Source organism: Geodermatophilus sp. SYSU D00705 (assembly GCF_054050135.1).
Genome location: NZ_JBJGYT010000033.1, coordinates 19675 through 45468, shown reverse-complemented (window position 1 = coordinate 45468; position 25794 = coordinate 19675). Strand labels below are relative to the sequence as shown.

Here is a 25794-nt window from a genome sequence, read left to right as displayed (position 1 = left end):
CGCTCCAGGAGCGCGTCGATCAGCGCGTACGGGATCCCGCACAACCCGAACCCGCCCACGGCCAGCACCGCACCGTCCGGGATGTCGGCCACCGCCGCGGCCGCACTCTCCACCACCTTGTCCATGCGCTCCTCCTCGTCGGTGTCCCGCTCGCTCAGGGTCGTGCGGTGGCCGGCTCCTCGGCCGCCACCGGCGATCTCTCGGTGACCAGGCGCGGCCGGCCGGCGTACACCCCGGCGGCCATCTGGAGGCCCAGCAGCACCAGCAGCAGGACCAGTCCGGGCCGCCACCCGCCGAGCGCGTCGTGCAGCAGGCCGACGGCCAGCGGGCCGGTGGCGGCCAGCAGGTACCCGGCGCTCTGCGCGGCGGCCGACAGCCGGCCGGTCTGGGCGACGTCCCGCGTGCGCACCAGGACCAGCGTCATCGCCAGCGGGAAGCACAGGCCGGTGCCGAGGCCGTAGAGGACCGCCCACAGCACGGGGGCCGCGGTGGGTGCCAGCAGCAGGCCGACGATCCCGACCGCGGTCGGCAGCGAGCCGCCGATCACCCAGGGGACCTGGCTCGGCCGCCGGGCGGCCAGCGGGGGGACGACGAGCGCGCACGGGGCGCCGAGCGCGGCCGCGGCGGCGACGATGGCGCCGGCACCCACGGCCGTGACGCGGGCGTCGTCCTCGAGGACGTCGGCCATCCAGGTGAGCATCGCGTAGAACGACAGCGACTGGAGGCCGAAGAACACGGTGACCGCGATGGCCACCCTGTCCCGGAGGACGGCGACGACCGGCAGCCGGGTGGCCGCGGAGCCCGGAGGCCGGCGCCGGCGCGCGGCGAGCACGCCGACGCACGCGGTGGCGGCCACCACCGGGACCAGCCACAGCGCGAGGCCCGCGACCGCGCTGCCGGCGGCGGTGGCCATCGGCTGGGCCAGGCCCGCACCGAAGCTGGCCGACAGGGCCATCGAGGCCGTCGTCGCGCCCAGGACCGGGGCGCTGCGCGGCCCGTACTCCGCACGGACCGCCGCGGGCAGCAGCACGTTGACCACCGCGATCCCGCCGCTGAGCAGGACGGTGCCCGCGAACAGGCCCCAGGTGCCGGCCAGCCGCAGGGCCACGCCGGCGGTGAGCAGGAGGGCCCCGGCCAGGACGGCGCGGTGCACACCGAGGCGCGCCGCGAGTGCCGGGACGGTGGGGGAGAGCAGGCCGAAGCAGATCAGCGGCAGCGCGGTCAGGACCGCCAGGGCCGAGGTCGAGACGGCGAGCTCCTCGCTGAGCTCGCCGAGGAGCGGGCCGACGGCGGCGAACGGCGCCCGCAGGCACAGCGCCATGAGGACCAGGACGGCGGCGGGGGCGAGCCACACCCACCAGGGGCGGGGACGGCGGCCGGGTGCGGGCGGGGTCACGACCCGGGACGCCGGGTGCGCTTGAGGTCCAGCTCGATGTCCTGCGCCGTCTCCAGCAGGGTCGGGACCAGCTCGTGCTCCAGCTCCGCCATCGACGTCCGGCTGGCGTGGACGGAGACGTTGAGGGCGGCGACGACCTCGCCGTCGGCGTCCCGGACCGGCGCGGCGGCCGACCGCAGGCCGTGCTCCAGCTCCTGGTCGACGACGGCGTAGCCCTGCCGGCGGACGAGCTCGACGGCGGCCCGCAGCTCGACCGGGTCGGTGACGGTGTGCTCGGTGAAGCGCGTGAACACCGCGCGCTGCAGGTAGGCGGCGAGCTCGTCGTGGGGCAGGCCGGACAGCAGCACCCGGCCCATCGACGTGGCGTGCGCGGGGAAGCGGGTGCCGACGGCGATGAGGACGGTCATGATCCGCTTCGTGGGGACCCGGGCCACGTAGACGATGTCGTCGCCGTCGAGCACCGACAGCGACGAGGACTCGTGCACCCGCGACACGAGCGTCTCCAGGTGCGGCTCGGCGACCTCCGGCAGCGTGAGACCGGACAGGTATGAGTACCCGAGCTCCAGCACCCGTGGCCGGAGGGAGAACTCGCGGCCGTCCACCCGGACGTAGCCCAGCTGGACCAGGGTCAGCAGGAAGCGGCGGGCCGCGGCGCGGGTCAGGCCGGTGGCCCGCGCGACGTCGGAGAGGTTCAGGCGCGGGTGCTCGGCGTCGAAGGCGCGGATCACGGCCAGTCCTCGGTCGAGCGACTGCACGAAGGTACTGTCGCGCGCCGGCAGGGCGGCCTGCTCCTCGGCGGTCTCCAACGCAGTTCCTCCTGAAGGCTGTGACGCCGGTCGCGTCTGTGGGACATTGTGCGCAGAGTGAACCGCTGTTCGGCAAGCGTCGGTTACAGGCGATCACGGCGTGGTCACGGCCACGGTGCCGCGCTTGACGGTGAGTGGGGTCACCTGTTTCCGTTCTCAGGAAGAACAGTGGTTCGCGCTGCGAACACAAGCCACCCGTCCGACTCACCGTGGAGCCTCCATGCGCCGACCGGTCACCGCCCTCGCGGCGGGCCCCCTGTTGCTCCCCGCCGCGCGCGGCGGGCCCGACGCCGACGGCGGTGCCGCCGGAGGCCGCGGAGCCCCAGAGGGCGCACACTGCGACCACACCCCGGACCTGGAGGGCTTCCTGTCGTGACCGAGTCCCCCGTCACCGTCTACGAGCCGGCCGCCGACAACGCGGCCGCCGGCGTCGCCCCCAAGCCACCGGCCCGCCGCTCGTACGGCAGCTCGCCGGTCCTGCTCGGCACCATCGGCCTGGTGGGCCTCGTCCTGCTCTTCGAGATCCTGCCCCGCATCGGCGTCCTGCCCCACCAGTTCTTCCCGACGTCGTCGGAGATCGGTGCCGCGCTGCTCGACCAGCTCGCCGATCCCGCCTTCTGGACGGCGCTGCTGGACACCATCTACGGCTGGGCCCTGGGCCTGGTCATCGCCGCGGTCGCCGGCGTGGTCCTCGGCATCGTCATCGGCAGCTCCCACTTCCTGCGCGAGCTGACCGCCTCGACCATCGAGTTCCTCCGGCCCATCCCGTCGGTGGCCCTGATCCCGCTGGCGGTGCTGCTGTTCGGCACCGCGATCGAGAGCAAGCTCCTGCTGGTCGTCTACGCCTCGTTCTGGCCGGTGCTCATCCAGGTGCTCTACGGCGTGCAGGACGTCGACCCGGTCGCGGCGGACACCGCGCGGGCCTACCGCTTCCCGCTCGTCGCCCGCATCCGGTACGTCATCTGGCCGACCGCGCTGCCCTACATCATGACCGGGCTGCGACTGTCGGCCGCGGTCGCGCTGATCCTGGCCGTGACGTCCGAGCTGGTCATCGGCAACCCGGGCATCGGCAACCGGATCGCAGTCGCGCAGAGCAGTGGCGCGATCGAGGCCACCTACGCCCTCGTGGTCGTCTCCGGCATCCTCGGCGTGATCGTCAACCTGGTCTTCCGGTACATCGAGCGACGGACCCTCAGTTGGCACCCGTCCCAGCGAGCAGAGGTGGCGCTCTGATGGCAATCCTCCGGCGCCTTGGCTTCGCCCTCGGCCTGCCCCTCGTCCTGTTCGCCCTGTGGTGGGTGACGTCGGCGAACAGCACGAACTTCTACTTCCCGCCGCTGTCGAAGATCATCGACAGCCTGGTCGCGGAGTGGTTCGGACCACGACTGGCCGACGACGTCCTGCCGAGCCTGCTGCGGCTGGCGGCCGGCTACTTCCTGGCCGCGCTGATCGGGATCACCCTCGGCGTGCTGATCGGCACCTACAAGCGGCTGCGCGACCTGCTCGAGCCGGTTCTCGAGTTCTTCCGGGCCATCCCGCCGCCGGTCATCGTGCCGATCCTGATGCTGATCTTCGGCATCGAGAACACCATGAAGATCGTGGTGATCGCCTTCGGCTGCATGTGGCCGATCCTGCTGAACACCGCCGAGGGTGTGCGGGCCGTCGACAGCGTGCTGTCCGACACCGCTCGGACCTACCGAATCTCCGGTGCGGCCCGGCTGCGGAACCTGATCCTGCCGGCGGCCAGCCCGCAGATGGCCGCCGGTCTGCGCCAGGGCCTGTCGGTCGCGATCATCCTGATGGTCATCAGCGAGTTGTTCGCGGCCAGCGACGGCCTGGGCTTCGCGATCGTCCAGGCCCAGCGCAGCTTCGCCATCCCGGAGATGTGGGCGGGCATGATCATGCTCGGCCTGCTCGGCTTCCTGCTGTCCCTCCTGTTCCGCCTCGTCGAGAACCGCTGGCTGGCCTGGTACCACGGCCTGCGCCGCGCCCAGCGCGCGGGATGACGGCCGTGCAGACCCTGTTCCTGAACCCCCGATCGGAAGGCGCAACACGATGCTCGAGGTGAACGGCGTCAAGAAGGTGTACGAGGGCAAGTCGCGCACCGTCGAGGCCGTGCGCAACCTGACCTTCACGCTGCAGGAGGGCGAGTTCGCCTGCCTCGTGGGACCGTCCGGCTCCGGCAAGACGACCCTGCTCAAGATCATGTCCGGGCTGCTGGACCCCACGGCCGGCGAGGTCCTCCTGAACGGCAAGCGGGTCGACGGCCCGCCGCCGGGCATGGCCATCGTCTTCCAGGAGTACGGGCGCAGCCTGTTCCCCTGGATGAGCATCCGGGAGAACGTCGAACTGCCGCTCAAGCAGAAGAAGGTCCCGGCCGCCCGCCGCAAGGAGCTCGTCGACGAGTCGATCGCGGCGGTCGGCCTGGCAGACGTGCACACCGCCTACCCGTGGCAGCTGTCCGGCGGCATGCAGCAGCGCGTCGCGATCGCCCGCGCGATCGCCTACGAGCCGCAGGTGCTGCTCATGGACGAGCCGTTCGCCGCGGTCGACGCGCAGACCCGCGCGGACCTCGAGGACCTCGTCCGCGACCTGTGGCACCGCTTCAAGGTGACCACCCTCTTCGTCACGCACGACATCGACGAGTCGGTCTACCTCGGGCAGCGGGTGATCGTGCTGTCCAGCTCGCCCACGGTCATCCGCGACGACGTCGCCATCGACCTGCCCGACGAGCGCAACCAGTTGCACACCCGGTCCTCCCCGCGGTTCGCCGAACTGCGTGCCCGGGTCTTCGAGCAGATCCACCGGCCGAAGGAGGAGACCCCCGGCGCGGTCGACCCGCACGCTCCGGCGGTCATCGGCCAGAGCTGAGCCCGAGCGCACCCGCACCGGCCCCCGTCCACCCCTGGTGGGCGGGGGCCGGCGCGTTCCCCCGGTGCGCTCCTCTCATTGGTCGAGAGAGGGCTGGGGGAGCCCGGTGACGGCGGTCACGCTGGACGCAGCCGCGACCCCCGAGCCGCACCGGAGTGCCCCGTGACCGTCGACAGCCCGCCCACCACCGACGTCCCCGTGCTGGACGACGACCCGTTCGGCACCGAGGTGCTGACCGATCCCTACGACTTCCACCGCCGCCTGCGCGACGCCGGCCCGGTCGTGTACCTCGAGCGCTACGGCATCTACGCGATGGGCCGCTTCGAGCACGTGAAGGCCTCCCTCGTGGACTGGGAGACGTTCGTGTCCAGTCGCGGTGCGGGGCTGGCCGACTTCGCCAAGGAGAAGCCCTGGCGGCCGCCGAGCCTGCTGCTGGAGGCCGACCCGCCGGACCACACCGTCGTCCGGACGGCGATGAACGGCGTCATCTCCCCCCGCGGCATGCGGGCGCTGCGGGACCGGTTCGCCGCCCCCGCCGCGGAGATCGCCGACCGGCTGGTCGAGCAGGGCACTTTCGACGTGGTGGCCGACCTGGCCGAGGTCTACCCGCTGCGGGTGTTCCCCGACGCCGTGGGGCTGCCCGAGGCGGGCCGGGAGAACCTGCTGCCCTACGGCGGCCTGGCGTTCAACGCCTTCGGCCCGGACAACGAGCTGCGCCGCAACGCGCTGGCCACGGCCGCGCCCGTGCAGGCCTGGATCTGGGAGCAGTGCCAGCGGGAGAACCTCGCCCCCGGCGGCTTCGGCGCGCTGATCTGGGAGGCCGCCGACCGCGGCGAGATCAGCCACGAGCAGGCGCCCATGCTGGTCCGCTCACTGCTGACCGCCGGGGTGGACACCACCGTCTACGGCATCACCAACACCCTCTACGGCCTGTCCCGGCACCCCGACCAGTGGGCGCAGCTGCACGCGACCCCTGCCAAGGCCAAGTTCGCCTTCGACGAGGCGCTGCGCTGGGAGTCCCCGGTGCAGACCTTCTTCCGCACCACCTCCCGCGAGGTGGAGGTCGCCGGGACGGTCATCCCCGAGGGCACCAAGGTGCTGCTGTTCCTGGGCTCGGCCAACCGCGACCCGCGCCAGTGGGGCGAGGACGCCGACGTCCTCGACATCGGCCGCCGCGCCGCGGGCCACGTCGCCTTCGGCATGGGCATCCACCAGTGCGTCGGCCAGCCGGTGGCCCGGCTGGAGACCGAGCTGGTGCTCACCGCTCTCGCCGAGCGGGCCCGCGCCCTCGAGCCGGCCGGCGACCCGGTGCCGAAGCTCAACAACACCCTCAAGGGCTGGGGGAGCGTGCCGGTCCGCGTCACGCCGGCGTGAGTTCGACAGCGAGGTGACTCGCGGGTGGAACGAGGGCTCTCACGGTGTTGCGCACGCTCGTGCGGCACCGCAGCGCCGCACGAGCGTGGAGGACACCGCGGGACCTCGGCCGCACCGGAGTCCGGTGAGGTGCCCGACGTCTTCTCCCACCTCGACGTCATCCCGCTGCCGAACCCACGCCGGCCCGAGCCCACACGGCGGCGGCCCCGGAGGGAGATCCCCCCGGGGCCGCGTCGTCGTGAGGAGGGGGCTACTCCGCGATCATCGTCTCGACGTCGAACTCCTCGCTGATGATCCCGTACTCGAGCATCAGGTCGCTCATCTTCTGCAGCTGCTCGGCGTCGACCTCGGCGTCCCACTCCGGCAGCTCCACCTGCTCGACCACCTCGGCCGGCACCTGGCTGTAGGTGGGCACCAGCTGGACCAGCTCCTCGCGGTTGCCCTGCAGCTGCTCCATGGACGCCGCCATCGCCGTCCGGAAGCTCTCGATGACCTCCGGGTTCTCCTCGGCGTACTGCGCGGTGGTCAGCCAGCCGGCGACGGGCATGTCCTCGACCGGGCCGCTGAACAGCGGGAACAGCACGCGGGCCCCGCTGGCCTTGGCCGCCGCCTGGAACGGCTCGACCTGCCAGATGGCGTCGACGTCCCCGGAGTCGAGGGCGGCGGCCATGTCCGGCAGGGGCAGCTCGACGAACTGGATGGTGGAGATGTCGACGCCGGCGTCCTCCAGGACCGCGTTGACCGCGACGGTGCCGATGTTCTGCAGGTTGTTCACCGCGATGCGGGCCCCGGCCAGGTCCGCGGCGGACTGGTAGGGGGAGTCGGCCGTGACCATGATCGCGTGGTCCTCGGCGCCGACGTCGTTGCCGGCGATGATCTGCACGGGCAGCCCCTGCTGGGCGGCCAGCAGCGCCGAGGTGTAGTTGCCGTAGGTGATGTCGTACTCCCCGGCGATCAGTGACGGGATCGCCTGGGCGCCGCCGGAGGTCTGCTCCAGCGTGACGTCGAGGTCCTGCTCCTCGAACAGCCCGGCCTCGTCGGCGTGGACGGCGCTGGCGGTGTGCACCAGCGGGAAGTAGCCGACCGTCAGCTGGGCCGGGCCCTCCCCGCCACCGGAGGCGGTGCCGCCCTCGTCGTCGGAGCCGCACGCGGCCAGCGCGAGGGTGGCGACGCAGCCGAGCGCGAGGCCGGTGAGGCGGCGGGGGACACGGCGTCCGGTGGGTGCGGGCGCAGCGGTCAAGGAGGGGCTCCCTTCGGTGCTCCGCAGGCGACGGCCGCCTGCGGACGTGACGGGGATCATGCGATCCCCGTCACAGCCGCTCCCAGTGTCCTCTCGAAGAGTGAGAGTCGCCGTCTCAGCGCAGCCCGGCCTGCGGCCCCGCCGACAGCGACCGGGTCACCCCGCGCGCCGCGGCGAGCAGGGCCGGCACCTGGGCGGCGGCCCGGCCGTCGTTGGGCACGATCACCGAGAGCGCGGCCACCACCTCCTGCAGGCCGTTGCGCACCGGCACGGCGACCCCGGTGGCGTCCGGGTGCACGTGCCCCGGGGTGATCACGTAGCCCTGCCGGCGGACGTCGGCGAGCGTCGCCCGCAGCCGCTGCGGGGTGGTGATCGTGTCCGGGGTGTGCGGCTCCAGCGGCCGGGACACGATGCGCTCCTGCAGCTCCGGCGGGCCGTAGGCGAGGAGGACCAGGCCAGAGGAGGAGATGTGCAGCGGCAGCCGGCCGGCGATGCGGGAGAAGTTGACGACCGCGTCGCGCGCCGACAGCCGCTCGAGGAACAGGACGTCGTCGCCGTCGCGGACCCCGAGCTGCGCGTGGTGGCCGACCACGGCGTGCAGGTCCTCCAGGTAGGGCATGGCGGCGTCCCGGAGGGAGAGGGTCAGCGAGGCCCGGGAGGCCAGCTCCCACATCCGCACGCCGACCCGGACCTCGCGGTCGGGGCCCCGCTCCAGCAGCCCGTGGGAGACCAGCTCGGCGATGAGCCGGGAGGCGGTGGCCACGTGCAGGTCGGTGCGCCGGGCGATCTCCGACACCTGGAGCACCTTCTCCTCGGGGGAGAAGGCGTCGAAGATGCGGATCGCCCGGGACAGCACCGACTCCCCGGTCTTGACCCGCCCCACGCAGGGCAGTGTCTCATCTGCCGAGAGGCGCTCCCCGGAACCGCAGGGCCTGCCCCGGTCGCAGCTGCCCGCAGCGGTCGACGTCGGCGTCGTCGACGTAGCCGACCACCGGGTAGCCGCCGGTGACCGGGCCGTCGGCGAGGAAGAGCACCGGCAGGCCGGACGGCGGCACCTGCAGCGCGCCGCGGACCATGCCCTCGCTGGCCAGCTCACCGGTGCGCACGCGTTCCAGCGGCGGCCCGTCGAGGCGCAGCCCGATCCGGTTGCTCTCCCCGGTGACCGTCCAGGTGGTGCCGGTCAGCACCGCGACGGCGTCCTCGGTGAACCAGTCGGTGCGCGGACCGGGCAGCACCCGCACGGTCACCTCGCCGCCGGGCGGGTCGGCGACGGGGGCGAGGTCGACCCCGGGCAGCGGCCCGCCCGCCTCCCCGACGGGCAGGACGTCGCCGGCGGTGAGCACGGGCGGGCCCAGCCCCGAGAGCAGGTCGGTGGCGCGGCTGCCCAGCACCGGCTCGACCGCGATCCCGCCGCGGACGGCGAGGTAGGTGCGCAGGCCGGTCGCGGGCAGGCCCAGCCGCAGCTCGTCGCCCGCCGCCAGCCGGTGGGGGGCGTTGTGCGCTGGGGAGCCGGGGCAGCGCGCGCCGGTGGTGGCGACCAGCAGGTCGGTGTCGGCGCGCAGGGCCAGCCCGCCGAGGGTCACCTCGAGCACCGCGGCGTCCGGGGCGTTGCCGACCAGCCGGTTGGCGAGGGCCGCCGCGCCCCGGTCGCACACCCCGGAGCGGCCGATGCCCAGTGCGCCCTGCCCCGGCCGGCCGGCGTCCTGCACGGTCGTGAGCGGGCCGGGGGCCAGCACCGTCAGCGCCCGGCTCACGACGCCGCCACGAACCGCACCCGCACCCCGGGGCGCAGCAGCGCCGCGGGGTCGCGGGACAGGTCGAACACCGGCACGTCGGTGCGGCCGATCAGTTGCCAGCCGCCGGGGGACTCCCGCGGGTAGACGCCGCTGAACTCCCCGGCCAGGGCGACCGCCCCGGCCGGCACCCGGGTGCGGGGGGACTCCCGGCGCGGCACGTGCCACGGCTCCCCGTCGGGGGTGCAGTAGCCGAAGCCGGGGGCGAAGCCGCAGAAGGCCACCGTCCACCCGGTGCCGGTGTGCCGGCGCACCACCTCGTCGGGCGTGACGCCGAGGTGCGCCGCGACGTCGGCGAGGTCCTCCCCGTCGTAGACCACCGGCAGCTCGACGTGCTCGGCGTGCCCGGCGCGGTCCGCCCGTGGACGGCGGCCGCGCACCGCCCGCTCGACGGCGCCGAGGGTGGTCCGTGCCGGGTCGACGACCAGCAGCACGGTGCGGGCCGCGGGGACGACGTCGACCACGCCGTCCACCGGCTCGTCGGTGAGCGCGGTGTACAGCCCGAGCACCTCGTCGAGGTCGGCGAGCTCGACCAGCAGCGCGGTGGAGCCGCTCGGCAGGACGCGCATCAGCCCGTGAACGGCGCCGGCTCGACGCCGGCGTCGGTGAGGGCCGCCCGGACCCGCCGCGCGATCGCCACCGCGCCCGGGGTGTCGCCGTGCACGCAGATCGAGTCCGGACGGACCAGCAGCGGGTCGCCCTGGACGTCGCGGATGGGCTCCCCGCGAGCCATGGCGACGCAGCGGGCGGCGATCTCGTCGGGGTCGTGCAGCACCGCGCCGGCCAGCCGGCGGGAGACCAGCGCCCCCTCGGGGGTGTAGGCCCGGTCGGCGAAGGCCTCGCGGACGGCGGTCAGGCCCGCCTCCTCCGCCAGCCGCAGCCACGCCGACCCGGGCAGGCCCAGGACCGGCAGCGTGCGGTCGTACTCGACGACGGCCCGCACCACCGCGGCCGCCTGCTCCTCGTGGCGCACGATCGCGTTGTACAGCGCGCCGTGCGGTTTGACGTAGCGCACCCGCCCGCCGGCGACCCGGGCGAAGGCCTCCAGCGCGCCGAGCTGGTACAGGACGTCGGCGGTCAGCTCGTCGGGCTCGACGTCCATGAACCGGCGGCCGAAGCCGGCCAGGTCGCGGTAGGAGACCTGGGCGCCGATCGCCACGCCGGCCTCGACGGCCCGCGCGCAGACCCGCCGCATGATCGTCGGGTCGCTCGCGTGGAAGCCGCAGGCGACGTTGGCGCTGGTGACGATGCCGAGCAGCGCGTCGTCGTCCCCGAGCTGCCACTGGCCGAAGCCCTCACCGAGGTCGGAGTTGAGGTCCACGGGGTCCATCCTGCTGGCCGGACGGCGCGACGACCGGTCGAGACGCCTCCCGGGGGGCAGCATGGCGCCATGACGCAGCAGACGGTGTCCGCGGCCGGCCCGGCCGAGGTCCGGGCGGCCTGCCGGGACGGGGCGGCGGTGCCCACCTCGGGGCTGGCGCCGGGGTTCACCCAGGCCAACCTGGTGGTGCTGCCCCGCGACTGGGCCTACGACTTCCTGCTGTTCGCCCAGCGCAACCCGCAGCCGGTGCCGCTGCTCGACGTCACCGACGCCGGGTCGCCGCGCACCGCCCTCGCGCCCGGCGCCGACCTGCGCACCGACCTGCCGCGCTACCGGGTGTGGCGGGACGGCGAGCTGGCCGACGAGCCGACCGACGTGGCCGGCCTGTGGACCGACGACCTGGTCGCCTTCCTCGTCGGCTGCAGCTTCAGCTTCGAGGCCGCGCTGCTGGACGCCGGCGTCCCGGTGCGCAACATCGAGCAGGGCCGCAACGTGTCGATGTACCGCACGGACCGCGCCTGCCGGCCGGCCGGGCGGCTGTCCGGGCCGCTGGTGGTCACCATGCGGCCGGTCCCGGGCGAGCTGGTGACCACCGCGGTGCAGGTGACCGCCCGCATGCCGCAGGTCCACGGCGCGCCGGTGCACGTCGGGCCGCCCGAGGCGCTGGGCATCGCCGACCTCGGCCACCCGGACTTCGGGGACCCGGTCGATGCCGCCCCCGGCGACGTCCCGGTGTACTGGGCGTGCGGGGTCACCCCGCAGGCGGCGCTCATGGCCTCCCGCCCGCCGTTCGCGATCACCCACGCGCCCGGCCACATGTTCGTCACCGACGTCCCGGACGCCGCCTACCGCCGGCTGTGAGCCCTCAGCCGGCGAGCCGGCCGAGTGTGCAGTTGTCGTCATCGCAGGCGGCGTGTCGGCACGCGTCGACGACGGCAACTGCCCACTCGCGACTGACCGGGGTGAGCCCTCAGCCGGGGAACCGCTCCCGCAGCTCGGGCTTGCGGATCTTCCCGGTCGCGGTCTTGGGCAGCTCGTCGACGAACTCCACGTGCCTGGGCACCTTGAAGCCGGCCAGCCGCTCCCGCAGCGCGGTCCGGACCGCCTCGGCGTCCCGGTCCGCGCCGGGCGCCGGGACGACGACCGCCATCCCGACCTCACCCCACCGCGGGTCGGGGACGCCGATGACCGCGGCCTCCACCACGCCGGGCAGCTCGAGCAGGGCCGACTCCACCTCGGCCGGGTACACGTTCTCCCCGCCGGAAATGATCATGTCCTTGTAGCGGTCGCGGATGTAGAGGAAGCCCTCGGCGTCCAGCGACCCGGCGTCCCCGGTGTGGTACCAGCCGTCGCGCAGCACGGCGGCGGTCTGCTCGGGGTCCTCCCAGTAGCCGGCCATGACGTTGGGACCGGAGACGACGACCTCGCCGATCTCGTCGACGTCGGCGTCGGTGCCGTCGGGGCGCACTACCTTGACGTCGGTGAAGAACACCGGCTTGCCGGCCGAGCCCACCTTGCGCTCGGCGTCGGCGGAGTCGAGGACCGTGCAGCCGGGTGCGGCCTCGGTCATGCCGTAGGCCTGCTGCATCGTGACGCCGCGGTCCAGCCAGGTGCGCAGCGTCGGCAGGGGCACCGCGGCGCCGGCGGCGCCGATCGAGCGCAGCGAGGACAGGTCGCGGCCGGCGAAGCCCGGCTCGCGGCTCATCGCGTCGAGCATCGTGGGGACGGCGAAGAACGAGGTGACCCGCTGCTCCTCGATGACCTGCAACGTGCCGGCCGGGTCGAACCGCCGCACGATCACCGCGCAGCCACCGCGCAGCAGGGTCGGGTTGACCGTGCCGTTGAGCCCGCCGATGTGGAACAGCGGGGCCAGGGCCAGGGTGCGCTCGTCGGCGGCGAAGTCGAAGCCGAGCAGCTGGTTGGTCGCGTTCCACGTCATGTTGCCGTGGGTGAGCACCGCGCCCTTGGGCCGGCCGGTGGTGCCCGAGGTGTACATGACCAGGCACGGGTCGTCGAGCGCGACCGGCTCGTCGCGGGCCTCCGGCGAGCTGTGCGCGAGCAGCTCCTCGTAGGGCAGCGAGCCGGCGCCCCCGGCGACCGGCGGCTCGGCGGCGATCCACGCGCCGACGCCGGGCAGCCGGTCGTGCAGGGCGTCGGCCAGCTCGCCGTGGTCGCGGCCGTGCACCACGACCGAGGCGCCGGAGTGCTCCAGCACGTACTGCGCCTCGGGGGCGGTCAGCCGGGCGTTGACCGGGACCCACACGGCACCCAGCTGGCCGCAGGCGTAGAGGGTCTCCAGCGCCGAGGGGTGGTTGGTGCCGGTCCACGCGACCCGGTCGCCGGAGCGCACGCCGAGGGCGGCCAGCGCGCCGGCGGTGCGGCGGACGCGGTCGGCGAACCCGCGGTGGGAGGTCGTCGTCCCCTCGAACCAGACCGCGTCGCGGTCGGGGGAGATGCGCAGCCGGCGCTCCGGCCAGGAGCCGAGCCCGGCGTTCCTCACCGCAGCCCCAGCGCCCGGATCGCGTTCTCCTTCATGACCAGCGGGCGGACCTCGTCACGGATCTCCAGCGCCTCGAAGTCGCGGATCCAGCGCTCGGGGCTGATCAGCGGGTAGTCCGAGCCGAACAGGACCTTCTTCTTCAGCAGCGTGTTGGCCGCGCGGACCAGCTGCGGCGGGAAGTACTTCGGCGACCAGCCGGACAGGTCGATGTAGACGTTGGCCTTGTGCTGGGCGACGGAGATCGCGGCGTCCTGCCACGGCACCGAGGGGTGGGCCATGATGATCGTCAGACCAGGGAAGTCGGCCGCGACGTCGTCGAGCAGCATCGGGTCGGAGTAGCGCAGCTTGATGCCGCGCCCGCCCGGCAGGCCCGAGCCGATGCCGGTCTGGCCGGTGTGGAACAGCGCCGGGACGCCGAGGCTCTCCAGCTCCTCGTACAGGGGGTAGACGCGCCGGTCGTTGGGCTCGAAGGCCTGGATCGACGGGTGGAACTTGAACCCGCGCACCCCGTGCTCGGTGACCAGCTTCCGGGCCAGCCGGACGCCGGAGCGCCCCCGGGCCGGGTCGATCGAGCCGAACGGGATGAGCACGTCGGGGTGGGCCGCGGCGGCGTCGGCGATCTCCTCGTTGGACAGCGTGGGGTGCCCGGTGGCCAGCTCGCTGTCGACGGTGAACACGACGGCGGCCATCTGCTGCGCCCGGTAGTGCTCGGCGATCTCGGGCACGGTCGGGTGGTGCGGCTCGCCCTTGAAGTAGGCGGCCGCGGCGTCCAGCAGCTCGTCGTCCATCGACAGGTGCCCGTGCAGGTCCTGCTCGACGTGCACGTGCACGTCGATGGCGACCAGGGTCGAGAGGTCCACGGCTGGCTCCAGGCGCGAGAGAGGGAGTGTGACGCACGACGCTAAGCCGTTATCGTGGAGGACGTCAACGATGGAGGTCCTCATGGACGACACGCTCACCGACGACGTCGGGTACCTGCTCACGCGCGCCAGTGCCCTGCTCGTCCGCGCCACGAACGCCGCGCTCGCCGACCACGGGCTGCGGGTGCGTTCCTACTCCGCCCTGCTGCTCGCCTGCGACTCCAGGGACGGCATGTCGCAGCGGGACCTCGCCGAGGCGCTCGGCCTGGACCCGAGCCAGGTGGTCCTCCTCGTCGACGAGCTGACCACCGCCGGCCTGGTCGAGCGGCGTCCCTCGACGACCGACCGGCGGGCCAAGCTCGTCTGCGCCACCGCGGCCGGGCGCGCGGCCCGCGCGTCGGCCCAGCGGGCCGCGGCCGCCGCGCACGCCGAGCAGTTGCAGGAGCTCAGTGACGACGAGCGCAACCAGCTGCGGGGGCTGCTGGGGCGGCTGGTGCGGGCCGCGCAGCCGACGGTGCCCGGTTGATCGGGGTGGGGACTTGTCCCCGGACCCTGTGACGTGCATCATCCCGAATGTCAACCGTTGAGGTTGTCACCGATTTCTAGTCTGGGAGAACGCAATGCTCCGCAAGTGGGTGCCCCTGCTGGCCGCGTCGACGCTGGTCCTCGCCGCCTGTGGGGGAGGCGACGAGGAGGCCGCCTCGGGTGGCTCGGCCGGCGGCAGCGGGGAGCTGCGCCAGGTGACCGCCGGCCTGCTCCCCGTGGCGGTGACCGGCGCGCTGCAGGGCGGCATCGAGCAGGGCTTCTTCGAGGACCACGGCATCGAGGTCACCATCGAGACCGGCCAGGGCGGCGCCGCGCTGCTGCCGGCGGTCGCCTCCGGCCAGATGGAGTTCGCGACCAGCAACCCGGTCTCCCTGCTGCAGGCCCGCGACCAGGGCCTCGACGTCCGGGTCATCGGCCACTGGACCTCCACCCACGCCGAGGGCGAGGACGTCAACGGCGTCGTCGCCGGCACGAACTCCGGCATCACCTCCGCGGCCGGCCTGGCCGGGAAGCGGATCGCGGTCAACACCCTGAACGGCATGGGGCAGCTGACCATCGACGAGGCGGTGCGCAACGACGGTGGCGACCCGTCGGGCATCCAGTACGTCGAGCTGGGCTTCCCCGACATGCCCGCGGCCCTGGACGCCGGCAACGTCGACGCGGTCTGGGTGCCCGAGCCCTTCCTGTCCCAGCTGCTGTCGTCCGGGCACCCGCTGGCCAGCTACTCCAGCCAGGAGTCGGTGCCCGGTCACCCGACCCAGCTGTTCTTCACCTCCGGCCAGCTGGCCGAGTCCGACCCGCAGCTGGTCGAGGACTTCACCGCCGCCCTCGAGGAGACCCTCGAGTGGGCCGACGCCAACCCCGACGCGGTCCGCACCGAGGCCGAGGAGTTCCTCCAGACTCCTGCCGGGGCGCTGGCGGAGGTGGGGATCGAGGAGTTCGGCACCGACCTGCGCCGCGAGCAGCTCGAGCAGATGGCCCAGCTCATGGTCGAGGCCGGCCTGCTCGACAACGACCCCGACCTCGACGGTCTCCTCCCGCAGGAGTAGTTCTCAGGGGTGCCCTCGGAACCCCTGTCGCAGGCCCGTCCGGACTCCCGGGCGGGCCTGCGGCCGTCCCGCGCCCCGGGCGGCCTGCTGCTGGCCGCCGTCCTGCTGGCCGGCCTGAACATGCGCGGCGCGATCGCCGCGGTCTCGCCGGTGCTGCCGGAGATGCGCGCCGAGCTCGGCCTCTCGCCGACGCTGGCGGGCCTGGTCACCACGCTGCCGGTGCTGTGCTTCGCCGTCCTGGCGCCGCCGGCCGCCTGGCTCGGCCGGCGGATGGGCGCCGAGGCGGCGGTGTGCGCCGGTCTCCTCGCGATCGCCGCCGGCACGGTGCTGCGCGCGGTCGACGGCGCCCCGCTGCTGCTGGTGGGGACCTCCGTCGTCGGCGCCGGCATGACGCTGGGCAACGTGCTGCTCCCCGCCGTCACCAAGCGGGAGTTCGGCGCGCGGGCCGGGACGGTCACCGGGCTCTACACCGCGGCCCTGTGCGCCGGGGCGGCCCTGACGGCCGCGCTCACCGCGCCGCTGGCCGCCCTCACCGACTGGCGGACGGCGCTGGCCGCGTGGGCGGCCCTCGCGGTCGCGGCCGCAGTCCTCTGGGTGCTCGCCACCCGCCGGCGGGGGGACGGGGCGCACGCCGAGAGCGGGCCGCTGACGGCTCCGGCGGTGTCGGCCGCCCCGGTCTGGCGCTCGCCGGTCGCGTGGGCGGTGGCCACCGTGCTCGCCCTCCAGTCGGTCCTCTACTACGCGATCACCGCCTGGCTGCCGACGCTGCTGCTCGACGAGCTGGGCCGGGGGCTGCGGCCCGGGGCGGTGGCCGCCGCCCTGTTCCAGGTCCTGGGCATCGCCGGGAGCCTGCTGGTGCCGGCCGTCCTCGCCCGGCGGTCCCGGGAGGGACAGAGCGGCCTGGGTGTCGTCGTCGCGGCGTCCTGGGCCGTGCTGGTGCTGGGGCTCTGGATCGCCCCCGGTCTCTGGGTCCTCTGGGCGGCGCTGGGCGGCGTCACCCAGGGTGCGGGCATCGCGTTCGCCTTCACCGTCCTGGTGCTGCGCTCCGCCGACGACGCCGCGGCCCGTCGGCTGTCGGGCATGGCGCAGCTGGTCGGTTACGGCGTGGGCGCCACCGGGCCGCTGGTGGTGGGCGCGGTGTACGCGGCCACCGGCGGGTGGGCCGCGCCCCTGGCCCTCCTGCTGGTGGTGGCCGCCGTGCTCACGGTGGCGGCGGCGCTGGCCGGCCGCCCGAGGACGGTCGGCTGACATCGACTTCCACAATGTGGAAGTCGGCTATCCGGGGCCGGGTGATGGCGGTCACCGTGGGTATGAGCTGTGGAGCCCGAGCCTGGAGGCATGCATGACGTCGATCGTCCAGAACCAGTGGTACGTGGCCGCGTACGGCCGCGAGATCGGTCGCGAGCTGTTCAGCCGCACCATCTGCGGTGAGTCGATCCTGTTCTGGCGGACCGAGGCCGGACAGGTCACCGCGATGAGCGACCGCTGCGTGCACCGCCGGTTCCCGCTGTCGGAGAAGCCCAGCCACCTCAACGGCGACACCGTCGTCTGCGGGTACCACGGCTTCACCTACGGCGCCGACGGTGTCTGCGTCGCCGTCCCCGGCCAGAAGCGCGTCCCGCGCACCGCGCGGCTGAAGTCCTACCCCGTCGTGGAGCAGGACTCCTTCGTCTGGGTCTTCATCGGTGACCCGGACAGGGCCGAGAGCACCCGGATCCCGCGGGTGCCGTGGCTGGACCAGGAGGGCTGGACCGTCGTCAGCGGCATGGAGCCCCTCAAGGCCCGCGCCAGCCTGCTGATCGACAACCTCATGGACCTCTCCCACGAGACCTACCTGCACGGCGGGTACATCGGCACCCCCGAGGTCGCCGAGACGCCGATCACCACGGAGGTCGACGAGGAGGCCGGCATCGTCTACGTCAGCCGGCACATGGCCGATGCGGAGTGCCCGCCCTTCTACTCCAAGAGCACCGGCATCCAGGGCCGCATCACCCGCTGGCAGGACATCGAGTTCACCCCGCCGTGCCTCTACAAGCTGCACAGCCGGATCGCCCCGGTCGGCGTGCTGCCCAACGAGGACGGCACCGACCCGGACGCCTTCCACGTCGAGGTCGTCTACGCGATCACCCCGGAGACCGAGAACTCCACCCACGACTTCTGGGCCGTCGCGCGCGACTTCGCCCTCGACGACGAGGAGGTGTCGGACTTCCTGCGCGAGAACAACCGCACCGTCGTCCTGCAGGACGTCACCGCCCTCGACGTGCTCGAGCAGGTCCTGACCGGTGAGCCGGACGGCTACCAGGAGCTGTCGATCAACATCGACACCGGTGGTCTGGCCGCCCGCCGGCTGATCGCCGCCATGGCCGCCGAGGCCTCCGGCACCCCGGTCGAGCAGCCGGCGGCGACCGCCCGGTGAGCTCGGCCAACGGCAGCAACGGCACCGGAGGGAACGGCATGACCCTGCCCCCGCCGCGCGAGGTCCTCGTCGGTGAGAAGGTGTTGCGGATCAACTGGCTGCCCGGCTCCGACCGGCTGCGGGGCCTGTGCCACTGCGGAGCCGAGGCCGAGGGGGAGGACCCGATCGAGATGTGGGAGTGGCTGCTCGCCCATCCGAACCACCCCGCCGGCGGACCGACGGTGACCCCGTTGCCCGACGTGCTCCCACCCCCGCCGGCACACCGGGTGACCGATCCGTCCATCATCCGGACACGGACACCGGTCCTGGTCTGAGCACCCCCGTCCCCGGTCCGCCACCACGGCGGGCCGGGGACGTCGCCTGCCTACATCGAACGGAGTGACACCGTGCACAGCACGCACGACGAGGTGGACCTGCGGCTGCAGGTCGCGTCCCGCACCGAGGGGGCCGAGGGTGTCGTCGTCCTCGAGCTCCGCGACCCCTCCGGTGCCGACCTGCCCGCCTGGGCCCCGGGGGCCCACCTCGACCTCGAGCTGCCCAACGGGCTCACCCGCCAGTACTCGCTGTGCGGCGACCCCGACGACCGGTCGGTCTGGCGGATCGGGGTGCTGCGTGAGCCCGAGGGCCGCGGCGGCTCGGCGTACGTGCACGACGAGCTGACCGAGGGCGTCGAGATCGACGTCCGCGGGCCGCGCAACAACTTCCCGCTGGTTCCCGCGCCGCGCTACGTGTTCATCGCCGGCGGCATCGGGATCACCCCGATCCTGCCGATGATGGCCGCGGCCCAGGCCGCCGGCGCGGAGTGGGAGCTGCACTACGGCGGGCGCAGCCGCCGGTCGATGTCGTTCCTCGAGTCCCTGGAGGAGCTCACCGGCACCCACGTCACCCTGCACCCGCAGGACGAGGTCGGCCTGATCGACCTCGAGGCGATCCTCGGCACCGCGAAGCCGGACACCCTCGTGTACTGCTGCGGGCCCGAGCCGCTGCTGCAGGCGGTCGAGAAGCAGTGCGCCACCTGGCCCCAGGATGCGCTGCACGTGGAGCGGTTCAGCCCCAAGGAGTTCGGCGAGCCGCTGCTCCAGGGCGCCTTCGAGGTCGAGCTGGCGACCAGCGGCATGACCCTCACCGTGCCCCCGGACAAGTCGATCCTCGAGGTGGTCGAGGAGGCCGGCGTGCCGGTGCTGTCCTCGTGTCAGGAGGGGACGTGCGGCACGTGCGAGACGCCGGTGCTGGAAGGCGAGGTCGACCACCGCGACTCCCTGCTGACCCCGGCGGAGCAGGAGGCGAACGACACGATGTTCATCTGCGTGTCCCGGGCGGCCTGCCCCAAGCTGGTGCTGGAGCTCTGACACCGGTCCGTACGCCCGACGTCGACGCCGTCGCCGGGGCCGCGGCCCGGGCACGGACGTCGGGCGGCAAGCTGCTCGCCGTCCTCGACGCGTTCACCCGCGAGCGGCCGGCGCTCACCCTGTCCGAGATCGCCCGCATCGTGGACGTGCCGCTGTCCACCGCGCACCGGCTGGTCGCCGAGCTGCGCCGCTGGGGCGGCCTCGAGCGGGACGCCGACGGCCGCTTCCGGGTCGGGCTGCGGCTGTTCGAGCTCGGCGCGCTGGCTCCCCGCGGCCTCGCGCTGCGGGAGGCCGCGCTGCCGTTCATGGAGGACCTCTACGAGGTCACCCACCAGAACGTGCAGCTGGCCGTGCGCGAGGACGTCGAGGTGCTCTACGTCGAGCGCTTCGCCGCCCGTGACGCGGTCATGGTGCTCACCCAGGTCGGCGGCCGGTTCGCGCTGCCGCCGACCGGGGTGGGCCTGGTGCTCCTCGCGCACGCGCCGCTGGAGGTCCAGGAGCGGGTGCTGGCCGCCCCGCTCAAGCGCTACACCCCGCACACCATCACCGATCCGCGCCAGCTGCGGCGGGTGCTCGCCGAGGTGCGGCGCACCGGCGTGGCGGTCAGCGACCGGCAGGTCACCAAGGACGCGGTCTCGGTGGCCGCGCCCATCGTGGGCCCGGACGGCGTCGTGGCGGCGCTGTCGGTCGTGGTCCCCGGTGACTCCGCGGCCGCCGTCCGCGCGGTCACCCCCGGCGTCCGGGCCGCCGCACGCGGCATCTCCCGGGTGCTCACCCAGTCCGCCGGCGGCGGGTGGCCGGTGGGGACACCGGCGTCCGCAGCCGACGAGGTCCGCTGAACCCACCCTGCTGAGAGGAACCCGCGTGGAGATCACCGCTGCCGTCGTCGAGGAGTTGCACGGCCCGTTCGTCATCCAGGACGTCGAGATCGACGAGCCAGGTCCCGGCGACGTGCTGGTGAAGGTGGCGGCCACCGGCTTCTGCCACACCGACGGCATCGCCCGCGACGGCGACCTGCCCTTCCCGCTGCCGGGCGTGCTCGGCCACGAGGGCGCCGGCACGGTGGTCGCGGTCGGCGAGGGCGTCACCGGCGTCCGGGAGGGCCAGGCCGTCGTCCTCGGCTGGCCGTACTGCGGCGACTGCCGCAACTGCCTGGCCGGTCAGCCGCGCTACTGCCTGCGCACGGGCGAGCTCGTCGGCGGCGGCACCCGGCTCGGCGGTGCCTCCGCGCTGCGCACGCGGGACGGCAAGCCGCTGGCCAGCCACTTCTTCGGCCAGTCGTCGTTCGCCACCTACTCGATGACGACCGCGTCGTCGCTGGTGCCGATCCCCGCCGGGCTGCCGGTGGAGCTCATGGGCCCGCTCGCCTGCGGCCTGGCCACCGGGGCGGGTGCGGTGCTCAACACCCTCCGCCCGGAGCCGGGCAGCTCGATCGTCGTCTACGGTGCCGGCACCGTGGGGCTGGCCGCGGTGATGGCCGCCCACAGCTCCGCGGCGACGACGATCATCGCCGTCGACCGGCACGCCTCCCGGTTGCGGCTGGCCACCGACCTCGGCGCCACGCACGTCGTCGACGCCACCGACACCGACGCGGTGCAGGCGGTGACCGACATCTGCGGCGGCCCGGCCGACGCGGCGCTGGACTGCACCGGCGCCCTCCCCGTCATCCGCCAGGCCATCGACTCGGTCGGCATGCTCGGCACGGCGCTGCTCATCGGCGGGGCGCCGGCGGGGGCGGAGTTCAGCGCCGACCACATGACCACGCTGTGGGGCAAGACGATCCGCGGCACGCTCGGCGGCAGCGGGCACGGCCAGGTGCTGATCGCCGCGCTCATGGAGCTGTACGCCCAGGGCCGGTTCCCCTTCGACCGCCTCGTCGAGTACTTCCCGCTCGACCGCATCGAGGACGCCGTCGAGGCCTCCTACAGCGGCGCCGTCGTCAAGCCCGTCCTCCGCATGCCGGAGTGATCGGCGCCCGGGGCAGGGGCCGCACCGTCCCTGCCCCGGGGCGCGGGTCACCCGAGGGACGCGATGAGGTCGCGGCAGGCCTGCTCACAGCGGCGGCACACCTCGGCGCAGACGCGGCAGTGCTCGTGCATCTCCGCGTGGCGGGCACACTCGTCTCCGCACGCTCGGCACGCGACCGCGCACGCCTCCAGCACCGCGCGGGTCAGGTTCGCGTCGTAGCCGGTGTGGCGCGACAGCACGCGCCCGGTCGTGTCGCAGACGTCGGCGCAGTCGAGGTCGGTGCGGATGCACGTCCGGAGCTCGGCGACCATCTCCTCGCCCAGGCATGCGTCGGCGCAGGCGGTGCAGGCCTGGGCGCACTCGACGCACGCCTCGATGCAGGCCCGCAGCCGCTCCCGGTCGATCGCGCCGAGGTCCTGCGGGTACGTGTCGAGCATCCGGTCGACGACGGTCATGGCTGTCCTCTCGACGTGGAGCAGGGCGAGCCGGGCCCCTACCCGGGACACCGACGGGCACGCCCGCCGTCACGAACCCGTCATGTGCGCAGCGGGGGAGCAGCGGCGCGAGTCGGGTAGGGCAACGGTCATGTCACGCATCGACCGGATCGCCGAGCCATGGGGGACGCGGGCGCCGTACGGGCCGGGGGAGACCTGGCCGACGCGGGTGGACTCCTACCTCGACGACGGCCTGACCGAGGACGACGTCGACCGGTGGGTGCAGTCGGCGACGATCCTGCACAGCAACGGCGACGGCCTGGACATCGCGGTGAAGGACGGCCGGATCGTCGGCGTCCGCGGCCGGGCGGTGGACCGGGTGAACCACGGCCGGTTGGGACCCAAGGACCTGTTCGGGTGGCAGGCCAACAACTCACCCGACCGGCTCACCCGGCCGCTCGTCCGGCGGGACGGCGAGCTGGTGGAGACCGACTGGGACACCGCGATGGACGCCGTCGCCGGCCGCTGCCGCCAGCTGCTCGACGAACTCGGCCCGAGCTCGATCGCGTTCTACACGACCGGGCAGCTGTTCCTCGAGGAGTACTACACCCTCGGGCTGATCGCGCACGGCGGGATCGGCACCAACCACGTCGACGGCAACACCCGGCTGTGCACCGCCACGGCGGCCGCGGCGCTCAAGGAGTCCTTCGCCTGCGACGGGCAGCCCGGCTCCTACACCGACATCGACTCCGCGGACGTCATCGCCCTGTACGGGCACAACATGGCCGAGACCCAGACGGTGCTGTGGACCCGGGTGCTCGACCGGCTGGCCGGCCCGAACCCGCCCGCGGTCGTCTGCGTCGACCCGCGGGAGACCCCGGTGGCCCGGGCGGCGACCGTGCACCTGGCGCCCCGCCCGGGGACGAACGTGATGCTGATGAACGCCCTGCTGCACGAGATCGTCGGCAACGGCTGGATCGACCGGGCGTACGTGGACGCCCACGCCGTCGGCTTCGCCGAGCTCGAGAAGCGGGTGGCCGACTACACCCCCGAGGTGGCCGCCGAGGTCTGCGACGTCCCGGTGGGGCAGATCCGCGAGGCCGCGCGCGTTATCGGGCAGGCCGAGCGGCTGGTGTCCACCGTGCTGCAGGGCTTCTACCAGTCACACCAGGCCACCGCGGCCGCCGTGCAGGTCAACAACGTGCACATCCTGCGCGGGATGCTGGGCAGGCCTGGGTGCGGGATCCTGCAGATGAACGGCCAACCGACCGCGCAGAACACCCGGGAGGCCGGGGCGGACGGCGACCTGCCGGCGTTCCGCAACTGGTCCAACGAGTCACACGTCCAGGACCTGGCGCGGGTGTGGAACGTCGACCCGATGGACATCCCGCACTACTCACCGCCCACCCACGTGATGCAGCAGCTGCGCTACATCGAAGAGGGGTCGATCCGGTTCTTCTACGTCACCGCCACCAACCCGGTGGTGTCGCTGCCGGAACTGCGCCGGGTGCGCGAGCTGCTGAGCCAGGAGCGGCTGTTCCTCGTCGTGCAGGACATCTTCCTGTCCGAGACCGCGCAGCTGGCCGACGTCGTCCTGCCCGCGGCGACCTGGGGGGAGAAGACCGGCACCTTCACCAACGTCGACCGCACGGTCCACCTGTCGGAGAAGGCCGTCGACCCGCCCGGCGAGGCCCGGCCCGACCTGGACATCCTCATCGACTTCGCGCACCGCCTCGGCCTGCGGGACGAGGACGGCGCCCCGCTGGTGAAGTGGACCGACCCGGAGGGAGCCTTCGAGGGCTGGAAGGAGTGCTCCCGCGGCCGGCCCTGCGACTACACCGGGCTCAGCTACGACAAGCTGCGCGGAGGCAGCGGCATCCAGTGGCCGGTCACCGAGCAGCACCCGGACGGCACCGAACGCCTCTACGCCCACGGCCGGTTCTGGGCCGACCCCGACCACTGCGAGAGCTACGGCCGCGACCTGGTCACCGGGGCGCCCCTGGACGAGACGGAGTACCGGGCGCTCAACCCGTCGGGCAGGGCGGTCCTCAAGGCCGCCGAGTACCTGCCGCCGCACGAGCTGCCGAGCCAGGAGTTCCCGTTCCAGCTGATCACCGGCCGGACGCTGTACCACTTCCACACCCGCACCAAGACCGGCCGCGCGCCGCAGCTGCAGGCCGCCGCTCCGGAGGTGTGGGTGGAGATGGCCGCCTCCGACGCCGCCGACCGTGGCTGGGCCGAGGGCGACCTGCTGGAGGTGACCACGCCGCGGGGCAGGGTGGTCGTGCGGCTGCGGATCAGCGGCATCCGCCCCGGAGTGCTGTTCCTCCCGTTCCACTACGGGTACTGGGACGGGCCGGGCGGTCACGAGCCGGAGGGCACCGGACGGGCGGCCAACGAGCTCACCCTCACCGACTGGGACGCCTGCTCGAAGCAACCCGTCTTCAAGACGGCGGCGGCGCAGGTGGGGCTGCTCGAGCGTGGGACGGGGGGACCCGCGCCCGCGCCCACGACGACCGGCTCCCGGCCGGTCACCGGGGACGTGCCGCCGACCCGCGGCGGCGAGGCCGCGCTCGCGACCGAACAGGAGGTGGCCGGGTGAAGCTCCACCTGGCGATCGAGGAGTTGCACCGCTCGGAGAACCACCTGCACCGGGTGCTGCTGGCGGTCTCCGACCGGCACAAGGCCGACCACGAGGTGTTCTACGTGGCCCGCGACATCGCCCGGTGGTCCGGCCGGCACGTCACCGAGCTGGCCCGCATCGGCGCCGACTTCGGCCTCGACCTCGATCCGGAGCCGGTGGGCGAGCCGGGGATCCTGGAGCGGGTCCAGCAGGCCACCTCGGACCTGCTCGGCCGGCGCCCCGAGCCGGGTCTCCTGCTGCTGGCCGACCTGCGCCACGTCCACCGGGAGGCCGCCGGGGTGTCGCTGGACTGGGAGCTGCTCGCCCAGGCTGCCCAGGGCGCGCGCAAGCGGGAGCTGCTGGCGCTGGCGGAGCGCTGCCACCCCGACACGCTGCGGCAGATGCGCTGGGCGAACGCCAAGCTCAAGGAGTCCGCGACCCAGGCCCTGGTGAGCTGATGGGGGAGCCCCAGACCCGCGTCGTCCTGCGCCCGGTTGCCACGCCTCTCCCGCTGGGCTTCCTCGCGCTCGCCCTGGCGACGGTCGTCTTCGCTGCCGTCCAGCTCGGCTGGGTCACGCCGGACCAGGGCCGCATCGCCGGCTTGACCGCCCTGGCGGCCACCGTGCCACTGCAGCTCACCGCCGCCCTCGTCGGCTTCCTCGCCCGTGATCCGGTCGCCGCCACGGGCATGGGCGTGCTGACCGGCACGTGGGCCACGGTCGCCCTCGCGACGCTGACCTCGCCGCCAGGGGCGACCAGTGCCGGCCTCGGCGTCCTGCTGCTGACCGCCGGACTGGCCATGCAGGTGCCGGCCGTGTCCGCCGCGGCCGGCAAGCTCGTACCAGCGGCGGTCATGTGCCTGGCCGGGATCCGCTTCGCCGTCACGGGGACCTACGAGCTCACGGGCTCGGCGGCGTGGCAGGCGGCAGCCGGCTGGGTCGGGCTCGCGCTGGGGGTGCTGGCGCTGTACGCGGCGCTCGCGCTGGAACTGGAGGGCAGTGAGGGCCGCACCGTGCTGCCGCTCGGCCGGCGCGCCGCCGGACGCGCCGCCCTGGCGGGCGAGGGCCCGCTGGAGCCGCGCGACCTGGCCGCCGAGGCCGGGATCCGCCCGCAGCTGTGACCTCGTCGCAGGCGTGGCGGCGGAAGGCAGGACGGCTACCGCGCGGGGGAGGACCAGCGGCGCCGTCCCTACGTCCTTCTTCCGGACGCCGATCGACGCGGGGCCGGTGCAGCTGCGCTGACCGGACC

The 25794-nt window shown here is 73.8% G+C and carries 26 protein-coding genes and 1 pseudogene; 16 read left to right on the top strand and 11 right to left on the bottom strand.

Annotation, left to right across the window (positions count from 1 at the left end; genetic code table 11):
* From ACI78Q_RS19805 to ACI78Q_RS19795, 3 genes are all read right to left on the bottom strand, one after another.
* The coding region (locus ACI78Q_RS19805) for a CoA-transferase (protein ID WP_456923886.1) at window positions 1–125 on the bottom strand (125 nt) is incomplete at its 3' end.
* A 29-nt stretch (window positions 126–154) separates the two neighbouring features.
* Complete coding sequence (locus ACI78Q_RS19800; protein ID WP_456925155.1) at window positions 155–1396, bottom strand: MFS transporter; 1242 nt, start codon at window positions 1394–1396, stop codon at window positions 155–157.
* Window positions 1393–2202: an IclR family transcriptional regulator domain-containing protein gene (locus tag ACI78Q_RS19795; protein ID WP_456925154.1), complete on the bottom strand. Its 810-nt coding sequence runs from the start codon at window positions 2200–2202 to the stop codon at window positions 1393–1395. Before ACI78Q_RS19795 ends, ACI78Q_RS19800 begins: the two co-directional genes overlap by 4 nt.
* Window positions 2203–2574: 372 nt before the next feature.
* On the opposite strand from ACI78Q_RS19795, the gene ACI78Q_RS19790 reads away from it, so the two are divergent.
* The 4 genes from ACI78Q_RS19790 (at window position 2575) to ACI78Q_RS19775 (ending at window position 6447) form a co-directional block, all read left to right on the top strand.
* Window positions 2575–3435, top strand: coding sequence for an ABC transporter permease (locus ACI78Q_RS19790; RefSeq protein ID WP_456925153.1), 861 nt, complete (start codon window positions 2575–2577; stop codon window positions 3433–3435).
* Complete coding sequence (locus ACI78Q_RS19785; RefSeq protein WP_456925152.1) at window positions 3435–4208, top strand: ABC transporter permease; 774 nt, start codon at window positions 3435–3437, stop codon at window positions 4206–4208. The genes ACI78Q_RS19790 and ACI78Q_RS19785 overlap by 1 nt, the downstream gene beginning before the upstream one ends.
* 49 nt (window positions 4209–4257) lie before the next feature.
* Window positions 4258–5073 carry an ABC transporter ATP-binding protein gene (locus ACI78Q_RS19780; protein ID WP_456925151.1) on the top strand — a complete coding sequence of 272 codons (816 nt, stop codon included), beginning with the start codon at window positions 4258–4260 and terminating at the stop codon, window positions 5071–5073.
* Between the two features lie 162 nt (window positions 5074–5235).
* Window positions 5236–6447, top strand: coding sequence for a cytochrome P450 (locus ACI78Q_RS19775; protein WP_456925150.1), 1212 nt, complete (start codon window positions 5236–5238; stop codon window positions 6445–6447).
* Window positions 6448–6697: 250 nt separating this feature from the next.
* On the opposite strand, the gene ACI78Q_RS19770 is transcribed toward ACI78Q_RS19775, so the two are convergent.
* The 5 genes from ACI78Q_RS19770 to ACI78Q_RS19750 all read right to left on the bottom strand — a co-directional run bounded on the left by ACI78Q_RS19770 (window position 6698) and on the right by ACI78Q_RS19750 (window position 10810).
* Complete coding sequence (locus ACI78Q_RS19770) at window positions 6698–7687, bottom strand: ABC transporter substrate-binding protein (protein ID WP_456925149.1); 990 nt, start codon at window positions 7685–7687, stop codon at window positions 6698–6700.
* 115 nt (window positions 7688–7802) lie between these two features.
* Window positions 7803–8570: an IclR family transcriptional regulator gene (locus tag ACI78Q_RS19765; RefSeq protein WP_456925148.1), complete on the bottom strand. Its 768-nt coding sequence runs from the start codon at window positions 8568–8570 to the stop codon at window positions 7803–7805.
* 13 nt (window positions 8571–8583) lie between these two features.
* Window positions 8584–9441, bottom strand: coding sequence for a 5-oxoprolinase subunit C family protein (locus ACI78Q_RS19760; RefSeq protein ID WP_456925147.1), 858 nt, complete (start codon window positions 9439–9441; stop codon window positions 8584–8586).
* A complete protein-coding gene (locus tag ACI78Q_RS19755; protein WP_456925146.1) occupies window positions 9438–10049 on the bottom strand; it encodes a 5-oxoprolinase subunit B family protein in 612 nt (203 codons plus the stop codon). The genes ACI78Q_RS19760 and ACI78Q_RS19755 overlap by 4 nt, the downstream gene beginning before the upstream one ends.
* Entirely contained in the window at window positions 10049–10810 is a 762-nt protein-coding gene (locus ACI78Q_RS19750) for a LamB/YcsF family protein (protein ID WP_456925145.1), read from the bottom strand. The genes ACI78Q_RS19755 and ACI78Q_RS19750 overlap by 1 nt, the downstream gene beginning before the upstream one ends.
* A gap of 60 nt (window positions 10811–10870) precedes the next feature.
* Here ACI78Q_RS19750 and ACI78Q_RS19745 point away from each other — a divergent pair, with 60 nt between their 5' ends.
* A complete protein-coding gene (locus tag ACI78Q_RS19745) occupies window positions 10871–11662 on the top strand; it encodes a putative hydro-lyase (RefSeq protein ID WP_456925144.1) in 792 nt (263 codons plus the stop codon).
* Between the two features lie 109 nt (window positions 11663–11771).
* Here ACI78Q_RS19745 and ACI78Q_RS19740 read toward each other — a convergent pair whose 3' ends face one another.
* A complete protein-coding gene (locus ACI78Q_RS19740; protein WP_456925143.1) occupies window positions 11772–13301 on the bottom strand; it encodes an acyl-CoA synthetase in 1530 nt (509 codons plus the stop codon).
* On the bottom strand, window positions 13298–14161 hold the full coding sequence (locus ACI78Q_RS19735) for an amidohydrolase family protein (protein ID WP_456925142.1): 864 nt from the start codon (window positions 14159–14161) through the stop codon (window positions 13298–13300). The genes ACI78Q_RS19740 and ACI78Q_RS19735 overlap by 4 nt, the downstream gene beginning before the upstream one ends.
* A gap of 70 nt (window positions 14162–14231) precedes the next feature.
* On the opposite strand from ACI78Q_RS19735, the gene ACI78Q_RS19730 reads away from it, so the two are divergent.
* The 8 genes and pseudogenes from ACI78Q_RS19730 (at window position 14232) to ACI78Q_RS19695 (ending at window position 21489) form a co-directional block, all read left to right on the top strand.
* Complete coding sequence (locus tag ACI78Q_RS19730; protein WP_456925141.1) at window positions 14232–14687, top strand: MarR family winged helix-turn-helix transcriptional regulator; 456 nt, start codon at window positions 14232–14234, stop codon at window positions 14685–14687.
* Between the two features lie 94 nt (window positions 14688–14781).
* The gene (locus ACI78Q_RS19725) at window positions 14782–15756 is read left to right on the top strand and encodes an ABC transporter substrate-binding protein (protein WP_456925140.1); all 975 of its coding nucleotides are present in this window, start codon (window positions 14782–14784) and stop codon (window positions 15754–15756) included.
* 9 nt (window positions 15757–15765) lie between these two features.
* Complete coding sequence (locus ACI78Q_RS19720; RefSeq protein WP_456925139.1) at window positions 15766–17004, top strand: MFS transporter; 1239 nt, start codon at window positions 15766–15768, stop codon at window positions 17002–17004.
* Window positions 17005–17098: 94 nt separating this feature from the next.
* The gene (locus ACI78Q_RS19715; protein ID WP_456925138.1) at window positions 17099–18172 is read left to right on the top strand and encodes an aromatic ring-hydroxylating dioxygenase subunit alpha; all 1074 of its coding nucleotides are present in this window, start codon (window positions 17099–17101) and stop codon (window positions 18170–18172) included.
* Entirely contained in the window at window positions 18169–18486 is a 318-nt protein-coding gene (locus tag ACI78Q_RS19710; protein ID WP_456925137.1) for a hypothetical protein, read from the top strand. The genes ACI78Q_RS19715 and ACI78Q_RS19710 overlap by 4 nt, the downstream gene beginning before the upstream one ends.
* A 48-nt stretch (window positions 18487–18534) precedes the next feature.
* Window positions 18535–19521: pseudogene (locus ACI78Q_RS19705) on the top strand (PDR/VanB family oxidoreductase); the annotation flags it as partial.
* Complete coding sequence (locus tag ACI78Q_RS19700) at window positions 19518–20360, top strand: IclR family transcriptional regulator (protein ID WP_456925156.1); 843 nt, start codon at window positions 19518–19520, stop codon at window positions 20358–20360. The pseudogene ACI78Q_RS19705 and the gene ACI78Q_RS19700, both read left to right, overlap by 4 nt.
* 25 nt (window positions 20361–20385) lie before the next feature.
* Window positions 20386–21489, top strand: coding sequence for an NAD(P)-dependent alcohol dehydrogenase (locus ACI78Q_RS19695; protein WP_456925136.1), 1104 nt, complete (start codon window positions 20386–20388; stop codon window positions 21487–21489).
* A gap of 47 nt (window positions 21490–21536) precedes the next feature.
* On the opposite strand, the gene ACI78Q_RS19690 is transcribed toward ACI78Q_RS19695, so the two are convergent.
* Window positions 21537–21944 carry a four-helix bundle copper-binding protein gene (locus ACI78Q_RS19690; protein ID WP_456925135.1) on the bottom strand — a complete coding sequence of 136 codons (408 nt, stop codon included), beginning with the start codon at window positions 21942–21944 and terminating at the stop codon, window positions 21537–21539.
* A 130-nt stretch (window positions 21945–22074) separates the two neighbouring features.
* Here ACI78Q_RS19690 and ACI78Q_RS19685 point away from each other — a divergent pair, with 130 nt between their 5' ends.
* The 3 genes from ACI78Q_RS19685 to ACI78Q_RS19675 are packed head-to-tail and all read left to right on the top strand — an operon-like array spanning window position 22075 to window position 25666.
* Window positions 22075–24525 (top strand): molybdopterin oxidoreductase family protein, encoded by a 2451-nt coding sequence (locus ACI78Q_RS19685; protein ID WP_456925134.1) that lies wholly within the window; start codon window positions 22075–22077, stop codon window positions 24523–24525.
* The gene (locus ACI78Q_RS19680) at window positions 24522–25004 is read left to right on the top strand and encodes a hypothetical protein (protein ID WP_456925133.1); all 483 of its coding nucleotides are present in this window, start codon (window positions 24522–24524) and stop codon (window positions 25002–25004) included. Before ACI78Q_RS19685 ends, ACI78Q_RS19680 begins: the two co-directional genes overlap by 4 nt.
* Window positions 25004–25666 (top strand): hypothetical protein, encoded by a 663-nt coding sequence (locus ACI78Q_RS19675; protein WP_456925132.1) that lies wholly within the window; start codon window positions 25004–25006, stop codon window positions 25664–25666. Before ACI78Q_RS19680 ends, ACI78Q_RS19675 begins: the two co-directional genes overlap by 1 nt.
* Window positions 25667–25794 lie beyond the last annotated feature (128 nt).